Here is a 23,027-nt window from a genome sequence, read left to right as displayed (position 1 = left end):
AACCATTCCCTTGCAACCGGATATGAGTGCTGGACATGATGTTTATACCCAATCTACTTTCCACTGAAAGTGGCAGCGAGGGCATCGTGCGGGCAAGAATTGTTATCGTCGAGGACGAGCCCGACCTGAGGGACGCGGTAGCCGAATATCTCGGCGCCGCCGGCTATGATGTGGCGACCGCGGAAACCGCGGCCGCCGCGCGCAGCCTGATCGAGACGAAAGCCTTCCATCTGGCCATTCTCGACATCGCCATGCCGGGCGAGGACGGGCTGTCGCTCGGCCGCTGGCTGCGTTCGAAAATGCCGATCGGCATCATCTACGCGACCGCCGCCGGCACGGCGCTCGACCGCATCGTCGGGCTGGAACTCGGCGCCGATGACTATATCGTCAAGCCTTACGAACTGCGCGAAGTGCTCGCGAGGGTGCGCAGCGTGCTGCGCCGCGTTCCACAGCCGACGGAGCCGCTCGACAGGAAAGCCAGGACGGATCGCCGCTCGGTCGTCTTCGGCCCGTTCCAGGCCGATCTCGACGGCAGGCTGGTCACTGGCGTCAACGGCGCGGTGATCGAGATGGCCAAGAGCGAATTCGACGTGCTGGAGGTTTTCCTGACCCGCGCCAACCGGCTTTTGACGCGCGCCGCGATCTCGGAAGCGATCGGCTTCACCGAGGATCCGGAATCGTCGCGCGCCGTCGACATACGCATCATGCGCCTGAGAAAGAAGATCGAGGCGGATCCGGCCAACCCGAAATTTCTGCGCACGGTGCGCGGCGAAGGCTATATCTTCTCGCTGCCGACCGGCGACAGCAACTGAGCGCCAGACCCACAGGGTTCAGGTTCGCAGCCGCTGCTCGCCGGTCGAATGGGGCCGATCGGATTGGTCCGACCGAACTGGCATGATTTTGGAATAGCGGCTGAAAATGACGGGCGAAGCAACAAGCGCGGATATGCAGGGTTTCAGGCAGGGCGCGGCAATGGCGGCCGTGCGCGTCGTTCGCCGGCTGCGCGAGGCCGGCGACTGGCAGCGCGAGATGGACGGCATACTGGAAACCCTTTGCCGGGCCATCGAGTGCCAGCGCGGCATCCTGTTCCGCTTGCGCGAACTGCCGGGCCAAGGCTTTGCCCAGTCGGTCGCCGCCTACTGGATCGACCCTGACTTCGGCGGCGAACTGGCGTCGCCGACCGTCATCATGCAGTCGATCGTCAATTCGGACCCGCTGCTGGAGCGCGTCGCCGAGGACGAACGGCAAGGCAAGATCTTTGCCGGGCATACGCGCAATCTCGAAGGGTTCCTGAGAACCGATTTCGAAAAGCAGAACATCAAGTCGTTCCTGTCGGTTTCGGTCTTCGCGCACGGCCATCTGTGGGGTACGCTCGCCGTCAATGACTGCGTCGACGAGCGCGAGTGGACCGACGAGGAAGAGGCAACACTGCACATCATCGCGCTCGCCATCGGCGACGCCATCGAACACTCGCCTTCAGACGCCCATGCCAGCGAGGTGATCCGCCGCACCATGCTGCAGGCTTCGCTCGATGCCATCATCGTCATCGACGAGGCCGGGTCGATCATCGAATTCAATCCTGCCGCCGAAAAGATGTTCGGCTTCCAGCGCAGCGACATCCTCGGCAAGGACCTGCTCGACACGGTCGTGCCGGAATACTACCGCAAGGGCTATTCCTCGGGCGCCGACTATATGTCGGGCCGTGGCGCGCCGATGGTCGGCCAGCGGCTGGAAACCGTGACGCAGAATGCCGCCGGCGAGGTGTTCCCGATCGAGCTGACGGCGACCGAGATGCGGGTCGCCGACCGCCGCCTGATCTTCGGCTCGATCCGCGACCTGCGCGACAGGCTGCGCGCCGAGGAAGAGATCAACCGGCAGCGCGAGAAGCTGCACCAGAACGAGAAGATGGCGGCGATGGGCTCGCTGCTTGCCGGCGTTTCACACGAACTCAACAACCCGCTGGCGGTGGTGGTCGCGCAGTCGACGCTGCTGCACGAATTCGCCACCGACCCGCAGACCAAGGTGCGCGCCGAGAAGGTGCGTGCCGCCGCCGAGCGCTGCGGCCGCATCGTCAAGAGCTTCCTGTCGATGGTCCGGCTGCATCCGGCCGCGCAGGCCGAGACCGATCTCAACCAGGTGATCCGCGCCGCACTCGAGGTGACTGCCTATGGCGCACGCTCGAGCGGCATCATCATCGACACTGATTTCGCGCCGGGTCCACTGCTGGCCATGGCCGACGCCGACCACGTGACGCAAGTGGCGGCCAATTTCCTCATCAACAGCCAGCATGCACTGGCCGGGATTGCCGGTGACCGGCTGATCAAGGTGCGGACCTTCCGCAGCGATCGCGGCAATCCCGGCTTCTCGGTCGAGGACAACGGACCTGGCATTCCCGAAGCGATCCGCGGCCGCATCTTCGAATCCTATTTCACCACCAAGCCGGTTGGTGTGGGCACCGGCATCGGCCTGTCGATCTCGAAATCGATCATCGAACGGCACAATGGCAATGTCTGGTTCGAGGAAGTGCAGCCCCGAGGCGCGCGTTTCGTTGTCCAGTTGCCGGCCATTTCGGCGGGCATCGCCACCGCGGGCGAGAGCCAGCCACGCTCGAGCGGCCTGCGTCATGCCCTGATCATCGACGACGAGCCTGATGTCGCGGGCTCCTTGTCCGACATTCTCGAATTGATGGGCATCAAGTCGCGGATCGCGCCAGTCTGGGAATCGGGCTCCGCCACCTTGAGCGGCCACATGCCGCCCGACATCGTCTTTTCGGACCTGCGCATGCCCGGCACATCAGGAATGGCCATCTACCGCGAACTGCTTGCCGAGCGGCCCGAGCTGGCACGGCGTTTCGTGCTGGTCACCGGCGATCTGATCGGCGCCAAGGCGGAGATCGAAGCCTTACCGGCGCAGCAGCGGCCGCAGATCCTGGAAAAGCCGTTCAGCACGCTGGACGTGCGCAGCGTGCTTTCATCCATCGCCGAGCAGACCGCTTTGAAAGGCTAAAAAAGAAGCTCCCGGCCGACTTGCGGCGGGAGCTGAATGGAGCGCTGGAGGGAGCGCTCGGGGAGGTCAGAGCAGGAGCCCGAAGAGGGAACCGATTTTCGGGATCATGCTTCGACAAAAGTCAGAAAATGTTGGGCGTGTTGGTCAGCGGCGCGGCATTGGCGATCATGCGGATCGCACGGGCCTTGTGCGAACCGGACTGCTGGGCGATGGCGCGCAGGCAATCGACGCTCTCGGCACCCCAAGCCTGGCCCTTGCAAGCGAAGTCGAGCGTCGGCATCGGCAGGCGGGCGGTCTTGATTGTCGTCGGCGCCCCGTCGACGACGTTGGCCGGCGGGTTCAACGATGCGAAGGCTGGCCCGACTGTCGGCGTAAACGCCATGCCGATGAAGGCGCAAGCAGCCAGCGCCATGAACATGGCCATGGGGTGGTCGCTGGCGCGTTGGCGCAGGGCCAGTTTCGGGCGGCGGTCAGCGCGCTCCGGAGCCTGAAGGCGGTGCTCGCTGCTGATGGTCTCGACTTTCGCATGCATTGTCTTCCCCTTCGCTGCGTTTCTTTTTGATGATGAAACGAACTTAATCGCACTTTGTAACAGCACGAAATTGGGGCGGATCTGGCAATGTAACCAGATTGAAACGGAACTATCGGGCAAATCCGGGCAGAACCGGTCATTCCGGCTCGCATTTCACCGAGGCGGGCGAATCTCGGGCCGACCCGCCAGGCGATCCCGGCTCAAACGTCTGCCGAACAGCCAATCGGACCGAGCGCTGGGAACCCTTTTTGCCTCCAGCGAGGCGTGTTGTTCCTCCGCCCACACGCTTTGTGAAATCGCGCTTGGATGGCGTTTCGGAAACAAGGGCTAACACCCGGATTCTCCGCGATTTTCCTGGCCGGCCGCTGTATCGAATTCAGTCGAGGGCGATGCCTTGGCCTCGCCACGGAATCCTTCGAATTTTCACAAGCCATTGCATTTCAATGAAAAATATGCTTTTATTGAATGATTATTCAACAAAAAGAAGAGACGTTTTATGAACCCGCACCTCCGTGACGTGGCGATCCCCAACGATTGGGACCGGCGGGGACTACCGGGCTGGAGTTATCATTCCGATGCCCTTCTCGAACTCGAGAAGGAACATGTCTTCCGCAATCACTGGCAGATCGTCGGTCATGTCAGCGACGTCCCGAATGCCGGCGACTACCTGACCATGGACGTGGTCGGCGAACGCGCTTTGATCGTGCGCGGCAAGGACGGCGTCGTGCGCGGCTTCAACAATATGTGCCGCCACCGCGGCAGCCGCGTCGTCGCCGACAGCCAGGGCAATTGCAAGAACGCGCTGGTGTGCCCGTTCCATGGCTGGGTCTACAATCTCGACGGCACGCTGCGCGGTGCCGCGCGCCCGCGCTCTTTCCCCGATCTCGACAGAACCGAGTTCGGCCTGATGCAGCTCGACCTCGAAGTCTGGATGGGCTTCATCTTCATCCGCTTCCGCAATGGTGGGCCGCAGCCTTCGGTCGCCGAATTGATGAAGCCGATCGAGCCAGAATTCGCGCACTACAAGGCCGCCGACATGGTGCCGTCCTGGGGCATATGGAGCCAGAAGACCCCGGTCAACTGGAAGTCGGTGCGCGATGTCGACAATGAGGGCTATCACGTCGCCATGGCGCATCCCGCCCTGCAGGACCTTTATGGCGCCACCTATTTCGACGAGCCCTTCATCAACGGCGTGTCGCGCTCCTTCGCCACCTACAACCCGCATGCCGGCCGCCACTGGAGCGTCAGGAACTACCTCAAGATCGCGCCCGAGCCGGCGCATCTGCCGGACTACCTGAAAAAGGCCTGGGTCTATTACGGCATCTTCCCCAACGCGGTCATTTCGGTGATGCCGGAATCCGTGCAGTTCTATCAGGAGTTTCCGCTGTCGACCGGCCAGACCCTGCTGCGCGGCGCCATCTACCGCTACCGCGATGAAAGCCGCGAACAGGCCGCCGCCCGTTACCTCTCCTTCCGCATCGACCGCGACACCATGTCGGAAGATGTCCAGCTGTCGGTGTGGTCGAACGAATCCATGCTGTCCGAAGCCTTCGAGGGGTTTTATCTTTCTGACCTCGAATATGGCATGCGCACCCATCACGACCATCTGCGCAAGTTGCTGCCGGTGCTCGGCCTGGAAACCGCTCCCGAGGAGAAGGACATGTGGAACCTGAACGACGCGCTGAGGTCGCGGTCGTAGCACCTCTTCCTTCTCCCGGTGAAACGGGGAGAAGGAAGAAACCTCACCCTCGCCACACACCTTCACGGCGCAGATCATCCATGGTCCGCGAAATGCCCTCACGCAAAATGCCGACCATGTCGTCGATCTGCTCGCGCGTGATGATCAGCGGTGGCGACATCACGCACATGTTGATCAGCGGCCGCACCAGCAGGCCGAGCTCATGGCAATGCGCGTCGATGCGTTTGCCGACATCCTTGTCGAGCTGCAGCGGATTCTTGCTTTCGCGGTCGGCGACGCATTCGACGCAGCCCATCAGCCCGGCGCCGCGCACCTCGCCGACCAGCGGCAATTCTTCCAGCGTCTTCAGCTGCGCCTGGAAATAGGGCGCGACCGCTTGCGTGTGGGCAAGCACGCCTTCTTCCAGCAGATCGAGGTTTTTCAGCGCCACGGCGCAGCCGACGGGATGGCTGGTGTAGGTCAGGCCATGGCCGAACATCGCGTCGGGATGGTTCGAGCGGCGCAGTTCCTGCAGCAGCCGCTCCGAGATGATGACGCCGCCGAGCGGAAAGTAGCCCGAGGTGACGCCCTTGGCGAAGGTGATCATGTCGGGATCGATGCCGAACACGTCGCCCGAGGCGAAGACATGGCCGAGCCGGCCGAAGCCTGTCACCACCTCGTCGGAGACATAGAGGATGTCGTTTTCGCGGCAGATCTCGCGGATGCGCTTGAGATAGCCGTCCGGCGGGATGACCACGCCGCCCGATGCCTGCACCGGCTCGCCAACGAAAGCACCGATCTTGTCGGCGCCGACACGGGCGACCGTGTCGCGGAACTGGTCGACCAGGAAATCCGTGAAGGCGGCAAGGCTCATGCCGTGCGGACGGCGGAACGGATCGGGCGAGGACAGCTTGATCACCAGCTCGTCGGCGCCGTCCATCCAGTCGCGGTCGCGCGGGCGGCCGTTGAGCGAGGCCGACAGATAGGTCGAGCCGTGATAGGCGCCGCCGCGCGACAGGATCAGCTTCTTCTCAGGTAGGCCGCGCACATTGTTGTAGAACTGCATGAAGCGCAGCGCCGTCTCCACGGCCGAAGAGCCGCCGGTCGTGTAGAAGACATGGCTGAGATCGCCGGGCGCATGGCCGGCGATGCGCATGGCAAGTTCGGCCGACGGCGCGTTCATCGTGTACCAGGGCGTGTTGTAGGACAGCGCCATCGCCTGGTCGTACATCACCCTGGCGAGTTCCTCGCGGCGGTGGCCGACATTGACGCACCACATGCCGGCAGGCCCGTCGATCAGCCGCTTGCCGGTGTTGTCGGTGATGTAGATGCCGTCGCCCTCGCCGATCAGCGCGCGGGCTTCGGCACCGACGGAACCGGCATAAGGCCAAGGCTGGATGAGATGGCGCTTGCCCAGTTCGACGGCATCGTCATCCCCGGGCGCCGCCATTTCGCTCGCCTTCAGATCTCTCACCGCAGCCATCGTCGTCTCCACATCTCTATCAATTTCTTTCGGACGTCAAATTCAGCGTCAAAGCCCGGAAATGGCGGCTTTCTTCCCCTAATTTTGAATGTCCGTTCAATCAATATCTCAGAAATAGCGCTTGATTTCAATCCACGGATGCGCGCATGATGAAAGAAAGCCGGCAAGCTAGGAACGCGACCAGCAAAAGTGGTCACCGGTTTTGCGTCCGATCGCGTTCCAAGGATAAGTGGGAACAACAGTCGGCGTCAGCACAATGGGATGCCGCATGGCGGAAAAGTCCAAGCCCGCAACCGAGATCACCCCCGGAGTCTGGCAATGACGGCGGCCGCGGAAGGGTCGCCCCCGTTGCGCATGACGCGGGCCAGACGAAATGCCCTTCTGCAATCCGAACCCGTACAGGGTTTCGCCCTGATCAGTCCGACCTTTCTCTACGCCCTTATCCTGCTGGTCCTGCCGATCCTGGTGGTCATCGCCCACTCCTTCTGGACGCAGCACTATCTGACCATCGACCGCACCTTCACGCTGGAAAACTACCGCGTCGCGTTGACCGAGCCGATCTACCGCGATCTGTTGTGGCGCTCGCTCTACATTTCGCTGACGGTCAGCCTGTTCACCGTCATCCTCGCCTACCCCATCGCCTACTACATCTCCTTCCATGGCGGCCGTCACAAGAGCCTGTGGCTGTTCCTCATCACCATCCCGTTCTGGACCAGTTATCTCCTGCGCGTCATGTCGTGGAAGGTCATACTCGGCTATAATGGCGTCTTGAATTCCGGCCTGATGGGCCTCGGCATCATCGACGAGCCGTCGACCGCTCTGCTCTACAATTCGAGCGCCGTCATCATCACCCTCACCCATGCCTGGGCGGCCTTCGCCATCCTGCCGATCTTCGTCTCGCTGGAAAAAGTCGACCGCACGCTGGTCGAAGCCGCCACCGATCTCGGCGATGGCCCCTTGCGCTCGTTCCTGCGCGTGACCTTGCCGTTGTCGGCGCCGGGCGTCATCTCGGCGGCACTGATCGTTATGATCCCGACCGTCGGCGATTATGTCACGCCGAAGCTGGTCGGCGGTAAGGACGGTGTCATGATCGCCAACGCCATCCAGGCACAGTTCGGCAAGGCGGCCAACTGGCCATTGGGGGCCGCCCTTTCCGTCACCACCATGCTGATCGTCACGCTGATGGCCGGCGCCACGGTGCTGATCATCCGCGCTCTGCAGAGGCTGGCACGATGAGGGCGCGGCATTTCCTGTCGGGCGGCTGGCTGTCCGTCTATGCCTTCCTCTATATCGTCTTCCTCTATCTGCCGGTGATCTTCCTGCCGATCTTCTCGGTCAACGTCGCCCCGACACCGAAGTTTCCGCTCACCGGCTTCACCCTGCAATGGTATGCGGACCTGCCGCACACACCGGCCTTGCTCGACGCCGCCTGGAACAGCCTGAAAGTCGGCGTCTGCGCCTCGGTTCTCGCCACGGTGCTCGGCATCCTCGCCGCCCGTTCGATCACCCGCTATCGCTACCCCGGCCGCCGCACCATCAACGGCCTGATCATGGCACCGCTGGTGCTACCCGAAGTGATCGTCGCCATCTCGATGCTGCTGGTGATGCTGCAGCTGGGTCTCAGCCTGTCGCTGTTCACCGTCGTGCTCGGCCATGTCCTGATCTGCATTCCCTATTCGATGACGGTGCTCACCTCCGGCTTCGAGGGTTTTGATCGCAGCCTGGAGGAAGCCTCCTCCGATCTCGGCGAAAGCGCCTTCGGCACCTTCCGCCGTGTGACACTGCCGATGGTGGCGCCGGCGATCATCTCCAGCCTGCTGGTCTGCTTCACCATTTCGCTGGACGAGTTCATCATCGCCTTCTTCCTGACCGGCACCGAAGCGACGCTGCCGATCTACATCTGGGGCCAGTTGCGCTTCGCCTCGAAACTGCCGGGCGTTTTGGCGCTGGGCACGCTGCTTCTGGTTGCCTCTTTCCTGTTGATGACCGTTGCCGAAATCCTGCGTCGCCGCGCGGCCAGACGCACCCAGAACGAGGGAGGCCTCTATGCCTGAACAGCCGCAGATCGAGCGCCCCCAATCGGATCGATCCATGATCGAGATCCGCAACGTCACCCGCAGCTATGGATCGTTCAAGGCGCTTGACGACGCGTCCCTGACCATCCGGGAGGGCGAGTTCTTCTCGCTGCTCGGCCCCTCCGGCTGCGGCAAGACCACGCTGCTGCGCATGATCGCTGGCTTCGACAATCCGACCAGCGGTTCGATCGCGGTCGGCGGCCAGCCGATGGAAGGCATTCCGGCCAACCGCCGGCCGACCAACATGGTGTTCCAGAGCTATGCGATCTTCCCGCACCTCAATGTCGAGCAGAACGTCGCCTATGGGTTGAAGCGGCTGAAGCTGCAGGGCGGCGAGGAGAAGCGCCGCGTTGAGGAGGCGCTGGCGCAGGTGTCGCTGACAGGGCTAGGCAAACGGCTGGCGACAGAACTTTCCGGCGGCCAGCGCCAGCGTGTGGCGCTCGCCCGTGCGCTGGTGATGCGGCCCAAGGTGCTGCTGCTCGACGAACCGCTGTCGGCGCTCGACAAGAAGCTGCGCGAGCAGATGCAGGTCGAACTGCGCCGCCTGCAGCAGGCGGTCGGCATCACCTTCGTGCTGGTCACCCACGACCAGTATGAGGCGCTCGCAATGTCCGACCGCATCGCCGTGATGTTCGGCGGCAGGATCGCGCAGGTCGCCTCGCCCAAGGAAATCTACCAGCGCCCGGTCAACCGTCAGGTCGCCGACTTCCTCGGCGGCATGAACTTTGTCAAGGCCGAGATCGTCGAGGAGAACGGCGCCTCGCTGGTCGTCGACACGCTCGGCTTCGGCCGCGTCAAGACCGACAAGCCGAAGGCTTTCGTACGCAATGGCGGCGCCGCCACGCTGGGGATCCGCCCTGAGCGCCTGCGCGTGCTATGGGACAACGCCACGGCAAAATTCGAGGTCGCCGGTAAGGTGGTCGAACGCCATTATTTCGGCGAGATCACCCACCTGATCGTCGAGATACCAGGGCTGGAAAAGCCACTATCCGTGACCGAAACCAACGATTTCGGCGCCGACGACATTCCGGTCGGCACCCCGATCCGCCTCGCCTACGATCCCGAAGCGCTGGTGGCGATGGGGGACTGAAGATCGGCGATGACCTTGCGCGCGGCGATGCGCCCGGCGACGATCGCACCCTCGACATAGCCCGGGAATGACGGCGACAGTTCCGAAGCGGCGAAATGCACTGGCGGCGCACCCGCAAGAATCGTGCGCTCGGCATCCCTCGCCGTCGCATCGATGATGAGATCGCTGTAGGCGCCGCCGCTCCAGCGGTCATGGATCCAGTCACGCTGGCTGAAATCGACACTGTCGGCTGCGCCTGGGCCAAGAGCAGCCACCAGCCTTGCCGTCACTTCCGCGCGCAACGTCGCATCGCTGAGCGCGCGCCATCGCAACGCCAGCGGCCCGCCGACGAAGACGACAAGCGCGGCATGCTCCGCGTCCCTGCTGGCGTCGCAAGCGAACAGCCCCGGCAGGTCGCGCCACATCACCATGCCGCTCAACCCCCGCTCGCGCCAGAATGGCCGGGGATAGCGCACCAGGATCTTGATCACCGCGCCGCTTTCCCAAACGCCAAGCGCCTGCCTCAGAGAGGGCGGCAAGGCCGGTGCGAAAGCGAGTTTCGCGGCTGTCGCCGGCGGCAGCGCGACCAGCACCTGACGCGCATCGATCACGCCATTGCCGGTGACGACACGAACGCCTTGCGGTCCATGCTCGACGCGCGTGACCGGTTCGCCAAGCCGCACTAGGTCGCCGAGATCGCCAGCCAGGTCCTCGGCCAGCGACTGCATGGTCTCGCGCAGGGAATACTGCAGCTCCGGCACTTCGTTGGTGATACGCCGGTCATTGTCGATCAGGTACCAGAGCGGCACCTTGTCCATCGGCAGGCACCACAGGCCTTCGATCATCGAGCGGAAAGCCGTCTTGGCATCGATGGGATCATGCTGCTGTTCCAGCCAGGCCGCGACGCTCATGCCTTTTATCGACGGGTTATCCGGCTCGATGCCGTTCATGCGCTCGCGGATCGCCATCGCGCCGTAATAGGTCTGCTTGGCGTCCCTGGCCGGCATCGGCGGATGGGTGATGAAATCACCCTCGACATAGGTTTCGACGAATGTCTTGCCACGCGCCTTCGCCAACGCCATCACTTCCGGCATGTCCTCGCACAGGAACTGGCCGCCACTGTCGATGCGCTCGCCAAGTCCGTTGTGGCTGGCTTCGACCCGTCCGCCGACGCGGTCGCGCGCTTCGAGCAGCACGAAATCGATGCCGGCTTGCTTCAACGCAAGCGCTGCAGACAGGCCGGTAAAGCCGGCGCCGACGATGATGACGTCGGTTCTTTCCGGTTCGTTCGTCAATAGCCGGCCTTGATCTTCTCGAACTCGTCGACCATGCGCTTCTTCAGCTCCGGCGCGACCGGCTGCTGGAACAGCGTCTTGTCGAGGAACTTGTCGATGTCGTCGAAACCGCGTTCGGCCAGCACCTTGTGGTCGATCGCGGCCATGCCGGCACTGTTGCCATGGCCGTAGCCGAACGTCGTGACCATGTATTTCGAAATATCCGGCGCATTGACCGCGCTCAGGAAATCATAGGCCTGGTCGAGTTTGCCCGGCGCATCCTTCATCAGCACGTAGCCGCACACCCAGGTCGATATGCCTTCCTTGGTGTCGCGGTTCATGGCGACGGGAACACCTTGCCCGCTCATCGCGATCAGTGTCTGGCCCCAGCCCCAGGCAAGGTCGACCTCGTTGCCGGAAAACGCCTGGTCGATCTCGCTCGAATCGGTCCAGTAAAGACGCACATTCTTGTGCACCTGGCGCAGGAAATCCGATGCTTCCTTGAACTGCGCGTCGGTCATCTTGGTCCAGTCCTTCAGGCCGATGACCAGGCTCGCCAGCGCATAGGCATCGTCGACATTGTCGCCGATGGTGACGCGGCCCTTGAATTTCGGATCGGCCAGGATCCGCAGCGACTTCGCCTCGTCGGCCGTCACATTGTCGGTGCGGTAGAGCAGTGCCGTGTTGCCCCAGTCGAACGGCATGAACCAGGCCTTGCCGTCGGCCGTGGTGGTGAGGTTCTTCATCGCCATGATGCCGGGATTGAGATCCTTCCAGCCGGCAATCCGCGAGGTGTCGAGCGGCTGCAGCAGACCGGCGTCGCGCCATTTCGCCACGCTTTGCGAACAGGGATGCGCGATATCGGTCTTGAAGCCCGCCCGCATCTTCTCGAAGGCTTCATCCTCGTCGCCGAAGAAAGCGAAGGTCGGCTCGGCGCCGTGTTTCGCGGTGTAGGCGGGATGCAGCAGCGGATCCTCGTAACCGGACCAGTCGAACACCACGAGATCGCCGCCGCCTTCCGCCCAGGCATAGGCCGCGCCGGCGCCGATCGTGCAGGCGGCGGCAAGCGCAAGGCGGCGTAGCATTGGCGTCATGGCGAAACTCCCCCCATCGCGAAAAGCTGCAGCGAGGTTAGGAGAAATCATCTGCTTTGGCGAGGGTCGTCCGCTGCACCGAGGCGGCAGCGGACGGACCGTGGAGCGAGCTCAATACCCAGCTTTGATCTTCTCGAATTCGGCGATCATCTTCAGCTTGAGGTCGGACGGGAGCGGCGACTGGAACAGCGTCTTGTCGACGAATTTCTGAACGTCGTCATAGCCCTTCTCCTTCAGGATCGCCTGATCGACGCCGGCCATGCCCTTGGCGTTGGCCTGGCCATAGCCCCAGTCCTTGACCAGCACCTTGGCGGTCTCCGGATCGTTGACGGCGTTCAGATAATCATAGGCCTTGTCGATGTTGCCGGGCGCGTCCTTGAACAGCACATAGCCGCAGACCCAGGTCGAGATGCCTTCACTGGTATCCTTTACGGATTTGATCGGCACGCCGGCGGCGACCGACTGCACCGTCGCATCGTTCCAGGCCCAGGCGAGATCGACCTCGCCACCGCTCAGCAGCTGCACGATGTCGGTGGTGTCGGTCCAGTAGGAGCGGACGTTCTTGTGCACCTGGCGCAGGAAGTCGGAGGCCTGCTTGAACTGGTCGTCCGTCATCTTGGTCCAGTCCCTCAAGCCGATGGCCAGGCTCGCCAGCGCATAGGCATCGTCGACATTGTCGCCGATCGACACCCGGCCCTTGAACTTCGGATCGGCGAATACCCTCAGCGACTGCACGTCCTTGGCGTCGATCTTGGAAGAATTGTAGGTGAGCTGCGTGTTGCCCCAGTCCCACGGCATGAACCACGCCTTGCCGTCATCGGTCGTGGCGAGATTTTTCATCGCCATGATGCCGGGATTGAGATCTTTCCAGCCCGTGATCTTCGAGGTGTCGAGCGGTTGCAAGAGGCCTGCTTCGCGCCACTTCGTCACGCTCTGCGAGCAGGGATGGCCAAGATCGGCCTTGAAGCCGGAGCGCACCTTCTCGAACGCCTCGTCCTCGTCGCCGAAGAAGGCGAAGGTCGGCGAATCGCCGTTTTTCTCGACATATTTCGGGTGGAAGCTGGGGGCTTCATAGCCGGACCAGTCGAACACGATCAGGTCCTTGTCGGCAGCGACGGCGAACGCTGCCACCGAAGCCGCAAGCGCGCCGCCCAGCGCCAATGTCAATGTCAGGCGTCGGCTAAGGTTCTTCATGCTGTTCCATCCTCTTTTTGGTCTTGCCGGTCTTGGCGGCCGGCTGTTGCTAACCGTAATGCTTCGGGAAGGCCGCGGCCAAAAAAGCGTTGGCCGCCTGCAAGGCTGTTTCGCGCGTTGTGTCCTCGGTGCCCATCATCAGCCGCAGCCACAGCCCCTCCAGCATGGCAGACAGCGCCAGCGCCATCACCTGCGGCTCATAACCATACGCGCCGCTCTGCTTGAGCGTCGTGCAGAGATCGATGAAGACCTGCTGGTAATAATTGTCGCGCGAACTGCTCAGCGCCTGATAGGTCGGCCGCGACTTGGCCTCGCCCCAAAAGGCCAGCCAGGCGGCGAGCTTGCGCTTGTTGCAGATCGAGCGGTCGAAATCGGCCCACACCAGTTGCTGCAGCTGCCGCGCCGGATCGTCGCCTGCCTTCTGCAGGGAGGCGCGCCAATGCGCCGAATACTCGTCATACATGTGCTGCAGCGTCGCGATCAGCAGCTTTTCCTTGCTCTCGAAATGGAAGTTGACGATGCCACGCGACAGGCCCGCGCCATCGGCGACATCGGCCATCGTCGTCTCGGCATAGCCGCGCTTGGCCAAGGAATCGATCGTCGCCTCGATCAGCTGCAGCTGACGGACCTCCTTCGAAGCCTTGCGGCCGCGCTTTTCGGCATCGCCCTTTTGCGCCGTTTCGGCGGGAATGTCCCTGGCCTCGGAAATCTTCATGGGTGTGACGGTCTCCAGCATTGCCGGCTATCCAACCGGCCTCCAACCGCGCAGATGAGTGGGACGGTGCTCGCCACTGTCAAGCACCTTCTGCATGGCCTCCCAGGTCTTGATATTCTTGTCGACATAGGCCGCGCCGACCGCGGCCGCGGCTCGGGCGTAGAGCGGTCCCTTGAGCCGCGCCAGTTCGCCGCGCGCTACCTCGCGGTACCAAGGACTACGGTCGCGCACGGTGATGTCGGCAAAGCCGGCGTTACGCATCGCCTGCGCGTAGCGCGCCGGCGAGGCCATGGCGAAGGACAGTCCTTCCGCGGCGACATACGCCTTCATCTCCGGTGACGGTTCGCCGTCATGCGAAATCATCCAGTTGGAAGCGGCAAAGACGCCGCCCGGCTTCAGCACGCGGAAGGTTTCGGCGAACAAGGCGTCCTTGTCAGGCACATGCAGCAGCGCGTCCTTGGAGAAGACGACATCGAAAGAGCGATCGGTGAAAGGCAGTGGCCCGGGTGGCGCCTGGATGAAGTCAGCACGGTCCGAGAGCCCGTGCGCGGCGGCTCGCCGTCTGGCCGCCTCGATCACCGGCTGTTCGACATCGAAGCCGGTGGCGTGGGCGGCGCCATGACGCTCGACCAGATGCAAGGTGATGCCGCCGGCCCCACAGCCGATATCGAGGACCGTCTTGCCCCTCAGCGAAAGCCCTTCGACCACCCGGTCGACCTCTTCGGGTCCGCCCGGCGACAGATAGCCCTCGCCCCACAGCGCCTCGAGGAAGCGGATGGCGGTATCGTCATACTCGGCATCTGCTGTTTCGATCATCAGCCCTCGATCCCCAATCGACGAATGCTCAGTTCGAACGCCGGCAAAGCCTAGCGCATGTCAGGGAAAACGCAACATCATTTGTTGAACATTCATTCAGAATGTCTGGACAGAATGGCCGATGCCGTGCCAAATTCCGCGCATTCGGGAACAGATCACGCAAAAATGAACAGCGGGTCGCACAGAGCAATTCCAGGAAAAGTGTGAGCGGTTTTCCCGGGAAATCGCACAGCGCTTTCCCTTGGGAATTGCTTGGAAACAAAGAGACTGGGCCACAATGAAAGCTTGGGACGCGATCATCATCGGCGGCGGACATAACGGCCTGGTCAATGCCTGCTATCTGCAGCGCGCCGGGCTCGACGTGCTGATAGTTGAGAAGAACGACTGGGTCGGGGGCGCCGCCACCAGCCGCGAGCTGACACCGGGTTTCCTCTACTCCAACTGCTCCTATGTCTGCTCGCTGTTCCGCCCGGAAATCATGCGCGACCTCGAACTGCCGCGCTTTGGCCTGCAGGTCATCTCCTATGAGGGCGGCGCGGTGTTCACTCGCGACGGCGACTATCTCGCCAACTACCGCGACCATGATGCGCACCGGCGCGAATTCGCCCGCTTCTCCAGGCGCGATGCCGAAGCCTATGACCGCTACGCCCGCGACGTGACGCGGCAGTGCCGCTTCATCCAGCCGCTGTTGATGCGCACCGCGCCCGACCCGACCAGCCTCAAGCCGCGCGACCTTGGCGAGCTTCTCTATCTCGGCAAGAAATTCGCCGGCCTGTCGGTGGAAGAAATGGCACTGACATTGCGCTTCTGGACCATGTCGATCTCGGAATTCCTCGACGAGTATTTCGAGACCGATGTCATCAAGGCCAACTTCGCTTTGTCCGGCATCATCGGCACCGCGCTCGGACCGATGTCGCCCGGTACGGCTTACGTGCTGCTGCACCACTATATGGGCGAGGTCGACGGCTCGGTCGGCGCATGGGGCTATGCACGCGGCGGCATGGGCGCGGTCACCAAGGCGCTGGCCGCGTCGTTTAAAGCCTCGGGCGGCACCATCCGCACCGGCGCCGAGGTCGACCATGTGCTGGTGACCAGAGGCAAGGCCAAGGGCGTGGTGCTGGCCGGCGGCGAGGAGATCTACGGCAAACTCGTCGTCTCCAACGCCGACGTGAAGCGCACCTTCCTGAAGCTGGTCGAGGAAAAGGAACTGCCCGACATTTTCCTGCGCCGGGTGAAGAACTTCAAGATCCGCGGCTCCTCAGGCAAGGTCAACATCGCGCTCGATTCGCTGCCGGAATTCCCGGCACTGCCGAAGGACTCGCCGGTCTATCGCGGCGACATGCATTTCACCGATTCGATGGAGCGCATGGAACGCGCCTATGATGACTGGAAGGCCGGGCGCTGGTCGGCCGATCCTTTCCTCGACATGGTCATCCCGACCACGCTCGACCCGACCATGGCGCCGCCCGGCAAGCACTTCATGAGTTGCTTCGTGCAATACGCGCCGCCCAAGGTGAATGGCCGCGAATGGACCGATGCCGACCGCGACGGTTTCGCCGAAAGCGTGATTACGCAAATCGCCGAGTACTCGCCGGGCTTCCGCGACCGCATCGTCCATATGGAAGTTCGCACACCGCGCGAGATCGAGGCCGAGGTCGGCCTGACCGAAGGCAATATTTTCCAGGGCGACCTGACCTTCGACCAGTTGCTGTTCAACCGTCCGGTGCCGGGCTATGCGCAGTACCGCTCGCCGGTCGGCGGGCTCTATATGTGCGGTTCCTCGACCCACCCCGGCGGCGGTGTCATGGGTGCGCCCGGCCGCAATGCCGCCGCCGAGATCCTGCGCGATCTCGCCAAATCCACCTCGCATATGAGCCCTGCCCATGACGTCATTTGATGCAATCGTCATCGGCGGTGGCCACAACGGCCTCGTCGCTGCCGCCACGCTGGCCAAAGCCGGCCGCAAGGTGCTGGTGCTGGAAGCGGGCAGCGAAGTTGGCGGCGCCGCGCGCACCGAGGAATTCGCCCCGGGCTTTCGCGCCTCGTCGGTCGCTCATCTGCTGAACCGCCTGCATGCCGATGTGGTGAAGACGCTGGACCTGGAGAAGCATGGGCTGCAATTTGCCCGCGCCGACTTCCTGCCTTCGGTGGCGCTGTCGAAAGACGGCCCATCACTTATGCTGCATGGTGCCTATGGCGAGGTTCTGACCGGCGCCAGCTCTTCGGAACAGTCGGCCTGGAAGGAATTGCGTGCGCAATTGCTGCGCTATGCCGGCATCCTGAAGCCCTTCCTCTCCCGCCGGGCGCCCGATCTCGCCGGCATGTCGCTGCTGGAGACCGCTGCCCTCGGCCAGACCGCGCTGGCGCTGAAGAAGCTCGGCAAGGAAGACATGCGCGACTTCCTGCGCGTGCTGTTGATGAACGTCGCCGACCTGCTCGACGAGCAGCTCAGGGATGACAGGCTGAAGGGCCTGCTCGCTTTCGACGCGACGCTCGGCAGCCATCTCGGCCCGCGCTCACCGACCTCGCTTCTGGGTCTCTACTATCGCCTGGCTGGCGAGACCGGCGGAGCATCTGGCTCTCAAATGCTGCCGAAGGGCGGCATGGGCGCCGTCGTCGCCGCCGTCCGCGCCGCGGCGGAAAAGGCCGGCGTCACCATCCGCACATCGGTTACCGTAGCAAAAATCATCGTCGAGAAAGGCCGCGCCGTCGGCGTCGCACTCGACACGGGCGAGGAACTGCGCGCCAGGACTGTTGTCTCGGCCATCAATCCGGCGACCACCTTTCTCGAACTCGTCGGCCCGCGCGAGATCGACACCGGCTTCCTGCGCAAGGTGAAAAACATCCGCATGAAGGGCGATGCCGCCAAGCTTCATCTAGCGCTCGACCGGCCGCCGCAATTCACCGGTGCCGATGCCACCGCTCACAAGGGTCGACTGGTCATCGCGCCCTCGCCCGATCATGTCGAGCGCGCCTTCAACCCATGCAAGTATGGCGAATTCTCACCCGAGCCGGTGATGGAGATCACACTGCCCAGCCTTGCCGATCCGACGCTTGCACCCGACGGCGCCTGTGTGCTGTCGGCGGTGGTGCAATACGCGCCCTACGCGTTGAAGGAAGGCTGGGCTGCCGGCAAGCCGAAATTCCTCAAGGCTGTCATGGCGCAGCTTGAGGCATACGCGCCAGGCATCGGCAAGAGCGTCCTCCATGCCGAGCTTCTGACGCCGGCCGATATCGAGGCGCGCTATCGCATGCCGGGCGGCCATTGGCACCATGGCGAGCTACAGGCCGACCAGATGCTGATCTCGCGCCCGGTCTCCGGCTGCTCGGGCTACGACACGCCGCTCGAAGGGCTGTTCCTTGCCGGCGCCGGCTCGCATCCCGGCGGCGGTGTCTCCGGCGCTCCCGGCCTCAACGCCGCGCGACGCATCATTGTGATGAAGGGGTAAGCCATGGCTCAGGCAACCAGGAAGAAGCCCGTTGCAAAGGCAGCCGATGCAGGTGTTTCCGCCCGCATCGCCGCGCAACCCCATTTCCGCACGCTGCGCCTCGGCACGCCGTTCCAGCCGCGCATCGATGCGCTGGCCAAGACCCAGGACTGGTACAATTGGGCCGGCTACCGCGCGCCGCATTCACTGTGGGACGAGGAGCTCGAATACTTCGCCATCCGCAGCCAGGCGGCTTTGTTCGACATCTCACCGATGACCAAATACCGGATCGAAGGGCCGGATGCCGAGGCCTTCCTCGATCGTGTCACGCTGCGCGATATCACCAAGCTCAGGCCCGGCCGCGTCCATTACACGGCGTGGTGCGACGACGAAGGTTTTGTCCTCGACGACGGCACGCTGTTCAGGATCTCACCGATACGCTTTCGGCTGTGCTCACAGGAACGGCATCTGCCGTGGCTGCTCGACAGTGCCATCGGATTCGATGTGACGGTCGAGGAAGAAACCGAGGCCGTCGCAGGGCTCGCCTTGCAAGGGCCAACCTCCTTCTCCGTGCTGCGCGATGCCGGCTTCGCCGGCGTCGACAATCTCAAGATCTTCGACCTAGGCGAGTTCGCCCATGATGGCGGCACTGTCACCATCTCGCGCACCGGCTTCACCGGCGACCTCGGCTATGAACTCTTCGTGCCGACCGACAAGGCGCTGAGCCTGTGGGACCGGCTGATGACGGCGGGCGAGCTGCGCGGCATCCGCGCCATCGGCTACGCCGCACTCAATCGTGCCCGGCTCGAGGCCGGGCTGATCGTCGCCAATGCCGACTTCACCACCGCCGAACATGCCATCCGCACCGACCGCTTGCGCAGGCCCGACGAGATCGGCTTCGGTTTCATGGTCGATCCGGAAAAAGGCCATTTCAACGGCCGCCGCGCCATTCTCGAAGCCCGTGCCAAACGCAAGCTGCGCCATGTGCTGGTCGGGCTGGAGATCGAAGGCAACATCCCGGCCGAACACGCCATCGTCTACTACAAGAAAAGCCAGGAGATCGGCCTGGTCAGCGCCGCCATGTGGTCGCCAATGGCCAAGCGCAACATCGCCATCGCCTCGCTGGCGCGGCCCTATGGTGATACTGTCGTGGAAGACCTCTGGGTGGAGATCTACGCCATGCGCGAGCTGCAGTACCAGAAGCTGATGAAGCGGGCCAAGGTGGTGGCGCGGCCCTTCATCAAACTCGACCGCCGCACCGCCAATCCGCCGGCGGATTTCTGACCATGGCCGACGAAGCGCAGCTGGAGGTCGCCGAGCAGTGGGAGCTGGTCAACACGCCGCTCGGCGAGAAATGGTCCGGCCGCACGCGCTATGCCGCCGCCATGTTCTTCTACAAGCGCGACGAGATGAGTGCCGAGACACTCGAAGTCTACCGCATCTGTGCACGGCTCGATTCAGAGAACCCGCTGCCGATCATCCGCGACCGCGGCGTTGGCAAGGACTGGCTGAAAAGGATGGGTTTCGAGTAGCGCCTGCGCGTTATCCAATGGTTCTTTCGAGCATGCTCAACCAATTGCGGTAAGCGATCTTCTCGATCAGCGCCTGGCCGAAACCACGCGCGGCCAGCGCATCGATCAGTTTCGGCAGGCCGGCGACGTCGCCGATGACGGCCGGGATCATCGCGCCGTCGAAATCCGAACCGAGACCGACGCCGTCCTCGCCCAGCGCCTGCAGCAGGGAATCGACATGGCGCACCATGATGTCGAGGCTGGTGTCGGCATTCATGCGGCCGTCCTCGCGCAGGAAGCCGGTGGCGAAGTTCAGCCCCACCATGCCGCCGGACTCGCGTATGGCGCCGAGTTGCCAGTCGGTGAGATTGCGCGAATGGGTGCAGAGCGCATGCACGTTGGAGTGGGTGGCGACCAGCGGCGCGTCGCTGAGACCGGCGACATCGCGAAAACCCTTCTCGTTGAGATGCGAAAGATCGATCATGATCTTCAGTTCGTTGCACGCCTTGACCAGCGCCTTGCCGGCATCGGTCAGCCCCGGGCCGGTGTCCGGCGAGGATGGAAAGCGGAACGGCACGCCGTTGCCGAAGGCATTCGGCCGGCTCCAGACGATGCCGAGCGAGCGCAGGCCGGCGGCATGCAGCACGTCGAGCATGGTGAGTTCAGGATCGATCGCCTCGACGCCTTCGATGTGGAACACCGCGGCGATCGTGCCTTTGGCCATGGCGTTGCGCACATCGCCGGCAGTGCGGCAGACGGCAAGCGCCCCGGCCCGTTCCAGCCGAAACAGGATCGAGGCCATGGCGATCGTCGAGTTGAGCGCATCGGCGCGCGGCACCTCCGGCGGCAGTGGCTCGCTGTCGCTCGGCGCCAAGGGCACGGCGCTGCGCCTGGCCTTCTCGACGGGCGGTGGGAAGATGGCGAACATGCCGCCAGCGAAGCCGCCCGCCTTGGCGCGCGGCAGGTCGATATGACCGCCCGACTGGCCTTCGACGAACAGCTTTTCGACGTCCCTGTCCTTCGACTGATACAGCCTGAGCAGCGTATCATTGTGGCCGTCGAAGACGGGGACGAGGTCGGTTTCGGTCATCAGGGGATCATTCGGTTCGTTTGTCGGCACGGCGAGATATCATATCTAGGCAAGATATCCGGTCGCGGCAAATGACAAAGCCAGCCGGCAGCGGGGACTGCCCCTTTATCCCCCCGCTGCAACCTATCGATGAGGTGCCTGCGCTTCCTACTGCTTCAGCACGTCAGCCCATTCCGCGTGGCGGCGGAACTGGGCGTTGGCGAACGGGCAAAGCGGGATGATCTTCTTGCCTGCCGCGCGGGCATCCTCCACAGCACGGGTGACGAGCCGAAGCCCGGCACCCTGGCCGCGAAACGCATCCGGCACTTCGGTGTGGTCGATGATGATCTGGTGTTCGCCGATCTTGGTGAAGGTCATCTCGGCCTCGGCGCCACCGGGTCCGCGCAGGACATAGCGCCCTTTCGAGCCGCGGTCTTCCAGTTCGATTTCAGGCAGTTGGTCGGGCATGTCTAAACTCCCTGGGCGACCCCGGCGAAAAGCCGTCGGGCCGCTTCGATTTCATTTGGCCGCACCTCGTGCCCGCCTTCGTGCCATTCCACTGTGACATCGGCACCGTCAGCACGCAAATAGGCCTCGAGCCGCGTCGTCAGGTTCGGCGGGCAGATCGGATCGCGCTTGCCGGCGGTCAGCAGCATGTGGCGACCGGCGAGGCTTCCCTTGACCTGCGGTTCGAACGGGATCAGCGGATGCATCAGCACCGTGGCGTCGAACAGCCCGGGCTCGGCGAACACCACGGACGCCAGTATGTTGGCGCCGTTGGAATAGCCGAGTCCAAGCACCGCCGAGGGTTTCGCCGCTTCGACATGTGCCTTGACGAAGGCCGCCATCTTGCTCGTCCCCCGCGCCAGGTCGTCCATGTCGTAGACACCCTCGCCGGTGCGGCGAAAGAAGCGCGCCGCGCCATATTCGGACACATCGCCGCGCGGCGAGATGATGGTGGCCTGGGGCACGAGATCGCGCCCCGGCGACAGAAGCTGGCTCTCGTCACCGCCGGTGCCGTGGAAGACGAAAAGCATGGGGCCGCCCGGCGAACCGGGCAGCACCTTGTGGATGTAAGCGTCCTTGCTCATGGTCTTAGCCTTCCAGCTTCTGCAGATGCTGTTCGAGATAGGGCCGCAAATGCTGGTGCTGCGTCGGCAGCTTCAGCGCTTCGCCCAGATGCGCGGTGTCCTCATCCCTGTCGAACCCCGGCTCGTTGGTGGCGACTTCGAACAGCACGCCGCCCGGCGTGCGGAAATAGATCGCCCAGAAATAGTCGCGGTCGATCACCGGCGTCACCCCATAGCCCGTATCCATCAGCGCCTTGCGCACTTCGAGCTGCTTGGCGCGGTTCTCGACTGCGAAGGCGACGTGATGCACCGAGCCGGCGCCGAGATCGGCGAAGGCCGCGGTCGGCAGCGATTCGATGTCGACGACATCGGCGCCATTGCCGTTCTTCACGGCGAGCCGCCGGACATTGCCGGATTTGTCGACTTCCTCGTAGCCCATGAATTTCAACAGTTCCTCGGTGGCGCCGCCGTCCTTCAGCCTGAGCGAAACCGAGTGAAAGCCACGGATCGCTTCGTCGGCCGGAACACCGCCTTTCGCCCAGGGCGCGCGGCTATCGGCCTTGTCCTCGACGAGCGCGAAACCGTCGCCGTCCGGGCCGGCAAAGCTGAGCCGCTTCTCACCAAAACTCTCCTCGCGGGAAACGCCGCTCACGCCTTCGTCGGCGAAGCGCTTTTCCCAATAGGCGAGTGTGCCTTCCGGCACGGAGTAGACCGTGGTGCCGACTTCGCCGACCCCGTGACGGCCCTTGCCGATGTTGGGAAACGGAAAATAGGTCATCACCGAACCGGGCGTGCCGGCCTCGTCGCCATAATAGAGGTGGTAGACGTCCGGCGCGTCGAAATTGACTGTCTTTTTGACCCGGCGCAGGCCGAGCTTGTGGGTGAAGAAATCATTGTTCTGGCGCGCATCCTTGGCCATCGAGGTGACGTGATGCAGGCCCTTGATCTGGTCGAGCATGTCTTGCTCCTTCCCTTGGTGTTTCGTGCGGCCCTTGCCGCTGTCCACGCCAATA

General features: G+C 63.3%; 21 protein-coding genes. 10 read left to right on the top strand and 11 right to left on the bottom strand.

The window, feature by feature from the left end; genetic code table 11:
* The first annotated feature begins 38 nt into the window (after positions 1-38).
* Both AC04SF_RS21630 and AC04SF_RS21625 read left to right on the top strand, forming a co-directional pair.
* On the top strand, positions 39-812 hold the full coding sequence (locus tag AC04SF_RS21630) for a response regulator (protein WP_202353664.1): 774 nt from the start codon (positions 39-41) through the stop codon (positions 810-812).
* Between the two features lie 106 nt (positions 813-918).
* Positions 919-3,006: a PAS domain S-box protein gene (locus tag AC04SF_RS21625; RefSeq protein ID WP_202352445.1), complete on the top strand. Its 2,088-nt coding sequence runs from the start codon at positions 919-921 to the stop codon at positions 3,004-3,006.
* 121 nt (positions 3,007-3,127) lie between these two features.
* Here the strand turns inward: AC04SF_RS21625 and AC04SF_RS21620 are convergent, their stop codons facing one another.
* Positions 3,128-3,538: a hypothetical protein gene (locus AC04SF_RS21620; RefSeq protein ID WP_488479432.1), complete on the bottom strand. Its 411-nt coding sequence runs from the start codon at positions 3,536-3,538 to the stop codon at positions 3,128-3,130.
* A 496-nt stretch (positions 3,539-4,034) separates the two neighbouring features.
* Here AC04SF_RS21620 and AC04SF_RS21615 point away from each other — a divergent pair, with 496 nt between their 5' ends.
* Entirely contained in the window at positions 4,035-5,237 is a 1,203-nt protein-coding gene (locus AC04SF_RS21615) for an aromatic ring-hydroxylating oxygenase subunit alpha (protein ID WP_488479431.1), read from the top strand.
* Between the two features lie 43 nt (positions 5,238-5,280).
* Here AC04SF_RS21615 and AC04SF_RS21610 read toward each other — a convergent pair whose 3' ends face one another.
* On the bottom strand, positions 5,281-6,699 hold the full coding sequence (locus AC04SF_RS21610) for an aminotransferase (protein WP_488479430.1): 1,419 nt from the start codon (positions 6,697-6,699) through the stop codon (positions 5,281-5,283).
* 318 nt (positions 6,700-7,017) lie between these two features.
* On the opposite strand from AC04SF_RS21610, the gene AC04SF_RS21605 reads away from it, so the two are divergent.
* The 3 genes from AC04SF_RS21605 to AC04SF_RS21595 are packed head-to-tail and all read left to right on the top strand — an operon-like array spanning position 7,018 to position 9,864.
* Positions 7,018-7,935, top strand: coding sequence for an ABC transporter permease (locus tag AC04SF_RS21605; protein ID WP_095201332.1), 918 nt, complete (start codon positions 7,018-7,020; stop codon positions 7,933-7,935).
* Positions 7,932-8,753, top strand: coding sequence for an ABC transporter permease (locus tag AC04SF_RS21600; RefSeq protein ID WP_488479429.1), 822 nt, complete (start codon positions 7,932-7,934; stop codon positions 8,751-8,753). Before AC04SF_RS21605 ends, AC04SF_RS21600 begins: the two co-directional genes overlap by 4 nt.
* Before the next feature lie 37 nt (positions 8,754-8,790).
* The gene (locus AC04SF_RS21595) at positions 8,791-9,864 is read left to right on the top strand and encodes an ABC transporter ATP-binding protein (protein WP_488479462.1); all 1,074 of its coding nucleotides are present in this window, start codon (positions 8,791-8,793) and stop codon (positions 9,862-9,864) included.
* Here the strand turns inward: AC04SF_RS21595 and AC04SF_RS21590 are convergent.
* The 5 genes from AC04SF_RS21590 to AC04SF_RS21570 all read right to left on the bottom strand — a co-directional run bounded on the left by AC04SF_RS21590 (position 9,828) and on the right by AC04SF_RS21570 (position 14,936).
* On the bottom strand, positions 9,828-11,138 hold the full coding sequence (locus AC04SF_RS21590; protein ID WP_488479428.1) for a flavin monoamine oxidase family protein: 1,311 nt from the start codon (positions 11,136-11,138) through the stop codon (positions 9,828-9,830). The two genes, AC04SF_RS21595 and AC04SF_RS21590, sit on opposite strands and share 37 nt — an antisense overlap.
* Positions 11,135-12,211, bottom strand: a complete 1,077-nt coding sequence (locus AC04SF_RS21585) for an extracellular solute-binding protein (protein ID WP_488479427.1) — start codon at positions 12,209-12,211, stop codon at positions 11,135-11,137. The genes AC04SF_RS21590 and AC04SF_RS21585 overlap by 4 nt, the downstream gene beginning before the upstream one ends.
* A gap of 111 nt (positions 12,212-12,322) precedes the next feature.
* Entirely contained in the window at positions 12,323-13,405 is a 1,083-nt protein-coding gene (locus AC04SF_RS21580) for an ABC transporter substrate-binding protein (protein ID WP_488479426.1), read from the bottom strand.
* A gap of 49 nt (positions 13,406-13,454) precedes the next feature.
* Positions 13,455-14,141 (bottom strand): transcriptional regulator BetI, encoded by a 687-nt coding sequence (gene betI, locus AC04SF_RS21575; RefSeq protein WP_488479425.1) that lies wholly within the window; start codon positions 14,139-14,141, stop codon positions 13,455-13,457.
* 6 nt (positions 14,142-14,147) lie between these two features.
* Positions 14,148-14,936 carry a methyltransferase domain-containing protein gene (locus tag AC04SF_RS21570; RefSeq protein ID WP_488479424.1) on the bottom strand — a complete coding sequence of 263 codons (789 nt, stop codon included), beginning with the start codon at positions 14,934-14,936 and terminating at the stop codon, positions 14,148-14,150.
* A 277-nt stretch (positions 14,937-15,213) separates the two neighbouring features.
* Here AC04SF_RS21570 and AC04SF_RS21565 point away from each other — a divergent pair, with 277 nt between their 5' ends.
* Genes AC04SF_RS21565 through AC04SF_RS21550 form a run of 4 tightly spaced genes read left to right on the top strand, consistent with a single transcriptional unit; the run spans position 15,214 to position 19,896 of the window.
* Positions 15,214-16,833 carry a phytoene desaturase family protein gene (locus AC04SF_RS21565; protein ID WP_488479423.1) on the top strand — a complete coding sequence of 540 codons (1,620 nt, stop codon included), beginning with the start codon at positions 15,214-15,216 and terminating at the stop codon, positions 16,831-16,833.
* Entirely contained in the window at positions 16,820-18,385 is a 1,566-nt protein-coding gene (locus AC04SF_RS21560) for a phytoene desaturase family protein (RefSeq protein WP_488479422.1), read from the top strand. The genes AC04SF_RS21565 and AC04SF_RS21560 overlap by 14 nt, the downstream gene beginning before the upstream one ends.
* A gap of 3 nt (positions 18,386-18,388) precedes the next feature.
* Complete coding sequence (locus tag AC04SF_RS21555; protein WP_488479421.1) at positions 18,389-19,648, top strand: aminomethyl transferase family protein; 1,260 nt, start codon at positions 18,389-18,391, stop codon at positions 19,646-19,648.
* A 2-nt stretch (positions 19,649-19,650) separates the two neighbouring features.
* Positions 19,651-19,896: a hypothetical protein gene (locus AC04SF_RS21550; RefSeq protein ID WP_096450932.1), complete on the top strand. Its 246-nt coding sequence runs from the start codon at positions 19,651-19,653 to the stop codon at positions 19,894-19,896.
* A 10-nt stretch (positions 19,897-19,906) separates the two neighbouring features.
* On the opposite strand, the gene AC04SF_RS21545 is transcribed toward AC04SF_RS21550, so the two are convergent.
* From AC04SF_RS21545 to AC04SF_RS21530, 4 genes are all read right to left on the bottom strand, one after another.
* Complete coding sequence (locus AC04SF_RS21545) at positions 19,907-20,965, bottom strand: dipeptidase (protein ID WP_488479420.1); 1,059 nt, start codon at positions 20,963-20,965, stop codon at positions 19,907-19,909.
* Between the two features lie 147 nt (positions 20,966-21,112).
* On the bottom strand, positions 21,113-21,412 hold the full coding sequence (locus AC04SF_RS21540) for a GNAT family N-acetyltransferase (RefSeq protein ID WP_095772167.1): 300 nt from the start codon (positions 21,410-21,412) through the stop codon (positions 21,113-21,115).
* A gap of 2 nt (positions 21,413-21,414) precedes the next feature.
* The gene (locus AC04SF_RS21535) at positions 21,415-22,035 is read right to left on the bottom strand and encodes an alpha/beta hydrolase (RefSeq protein WP_488479419.1); all 621 of its coding nucleotides are present in this window, start codon (positions 22,033-22,035) and stop codon (positions 21,415-21,417) included.
* 4 nt (positions 22,036-22,039) lie between these two features.
* Positions 22,040-22,972, bottom strand: a complete 933-nt coding sequence (locus AC04SF_RS21530; protein WP_096450938.1) for a VOC family protein — start codon at positions 22,970-22,972, stop codon at positions 22,040-22,042.
* Positions 22,973-23,027: the final 55 nt, after the last annotated feature.

This window comes from Mesorhizobium sp. CNPSo 4671, from assembly GCF_057784245.1.
Note: the sequence above shows the minus strand (reverse complement) of the source record. Positions and strands in the feature narration are given on the sequence as shown.

Coding starts and splice junctions, on each gene's coding strand:
- AC04SF_RS21630 (WP_202353664.1), top strand. CDS start 39: ATGTTTATACCCAATCTACTTTCCACTGAAAGTGGCAGCGAGGGCATC.
- AC04SF_RS21625 (WP_202352445.1), top strand. CDS start 919: ATGACGGGCGAAGCAACAAGCGCGGATATGCAGGGTTTCAGGCAGGGC.
- AC04SF_RS21620 (WP_488479432.1), bottom strand. CDS start 3,538: ATGCATGCGAAAGTCGAGACCATCAGCAGCGAGCACCGCCTTCAGGCT.
- AC04SF_RS21615 (WP_488479431.1), top strand. CDS start 4,035: ATGAACCCGCACCTCCGTGACGTGGCGATCCCCAACGATTGGGACCGG.
- AC04SF_RS21610 (WP_488479430.1), bottom strand. CDS start 6,699: ATGGCTGCGGTGAGAGATCTGAAGGCGAGCGAAATGGCGGCGCCCGGG.
- AC04SF_RS21605 (WP_095201332.1), top strand. CDS start 7,018: ATGACGGCGGCCGCGGAAGGGTCGCCCCCGTTGCGCATGACGCGGGCC.
- AC04SF_RS21600 (WP_488479429.1), top strand. CDS start 7,932: ATGAGGGCGCGGCATTTCCTGTCGGGCGGCTGGCTGTCCGTCTATGCC.
- AC04SF_RS21595 (WP_488479462.1), top strand. CDS start 8,791: ATGATCGAGATCCGCAACGTCACCCGCAGCTATGGATCGTTCAAGGCG.
- AC04SF_RS21585 (WP_488479427.1), bottom strand. CDS start 12,211: ATGACGCCAATGCTACGCCGCCTTGCGCTTGCCGCCGCCTGCACGATC.
- AC04SF_RS21580 (WP_488479426.1), bottom strand. CDS start 13,405: ATGAAGAACCTTAGCCGACGCCTGACATTGACATTGGCGCTGGGCGGC.
- betI (WP_488479425.1), bottom strand. CDS start 14,141: ATGCTGGAGACCGTCACACCCATGAAGATTTCCGAGGCCAGGGACATT.
- AC04SF_RS21570 (WP_488479424.1), bottom strand. CDS start 14,936: ATGATCGAAACAGCAGATGCCGAGTATGACGATACCGCCATCCGCTTC.
- AC04SF_RS21565 (WP_488479423.1), top strand. CDS start 15,214: ATGAAAGCTTGGGACGCGATCATCATCGGCGGCGGACATAACGGCCTG.
- AC04SF_RS21560 (WP_488479422.1), top strand. CDS start 16,820: ATGACGTCATTTGATGCAATCGTCATCGGCGGTGGCCACAACGGCCTC.
- AC04SF_RS21555 (WP_488479421.1), top strand. CDS start 18,389: ATGGCTCAGGCAACCAGGAAGAAGCCCGTTGCAAAGGCAGCCGATGCA.
- AC04SF_RS21550 (WP_096450932.1), top strand. CDS start 19,651: ATGGCCGACGAAGCGCAGCTGGAGGTCGCCGAGCAGTGGGAGCTGGTC.
- AC04SF_RS21545 (WP_488479420.1), bottom strand. CDS start 20,965: ATGACCGAAACCGACCTCGTCCCCGTCTTCGACGGCCACAATGATACG.
- AC04SF_RS21540 (WP_095772167.1), bottom strand. CDS start 21,412: ATGCCCGACCAACTGCCTGAAATCGAACTGGAAGACCGCGGCTCGAAA.
- AC04SF_RS21535 (WP_488479419.1), bottom strand. CDS start 22,035: ATGAGCAAGGACGCTTACATCCACAAGGTGCTGCCCGGTTCGCCGGGC.
- AC04SF_RS21530 (WP_096450938.1), bottom strand. CDS start 22,972: ATGCTCGACCAGATCAAGGGCCTGCATCACGTCACCTCGATGGCCAAG.